This window comes from Erwinia sp. MYb416 (assembly GCF_037479575.1).
Classification (GTDB): domain Bacteria; phylum Pseudomonadota; class Gammaproteobacteria; order Enterobacterales; family Enterobacteriaceae; genus Erwinia; species Erwinia rhapontici.
This window is the reverse complement of the sequence record NZ_JBBGYT010000204.1, coordinates 1-515: the sequence shown is the minus strand read 5'-3', so window position 1 is coordinate 515 and position 515 is coordinate 1. Positions and strand designations below refer to the sequence as shown.

The 515-nt window shown below is 55.0% G+C and carries 2 protein-coding genes; one reads left to right on the top strand and one right to left on the bottom strand.

The window, feature by feature from the left end:
• On the top strand, window positions 1-232 hold a 232-nt coding region (locus WH277_RS01900), incomplete at its 5' end, for a phosphoribosylglycinamide synthetase C domain-containing protein (RefSeq protein WP_339504074.1).
• A 74-nt stretch (window positions 233-306) separates the two neighbouring features.
• Here the strand turns inward: WH277_RS01900 and WH277_RS01895 are convergent.
• A partial coding sequence (locus tag WH277_RS01895; RefSeq protein ID WP_339504072.1) for a DUF1481 domain-containing protein occupies window positions 307-515 on the bottom strand: 209 nt, incomplete at its 5' end.

The window sequence follows — 515 nt, the reverse complement described above, 5'->3', positions numbered from 1 at the left end:
GATCCATGGCCTGCCTCTGGAAGAGGTGGCGGATGGCAAAGTGTTCCATGCTGGTACCACACTGCAGGACGAACTGGTCGTGACCAATGGCGGCCGCGTTCTCTGCGTTACGGCGTTGGGCGAAGACGTTGCTGCTGCACAGAAACGTGCTTATGAGCTTGCCAAACCGATCTCATGGAAAGGGAGCTTCTGTCGTAACGATATCGGTTACCGCGCGATAGACCGTAAATAACGCATCAAAGCGGATCGTCGATCCGCTTTTAACGATTCAGCATCAAGGCGATCAACGATCGCCTTTTTTTATGCTTAAAATCCCTCTTCTTTAGGTTCTGTCTTACAGAGGTCACTGGCAGATATCAATAGCAGCTGCGTGCCTCCCGGAGCCTCCAGCCAGGCGATACTCACTGGCCCGGACGTGTCTCGCTGCTGACGGGCGATACGACCCAGCTCAGTCTGATCCAGCTCAGGGCGCACGGTTTTCCCCTGACAGGTGGTGATTGTGCCATCCTGTTGCC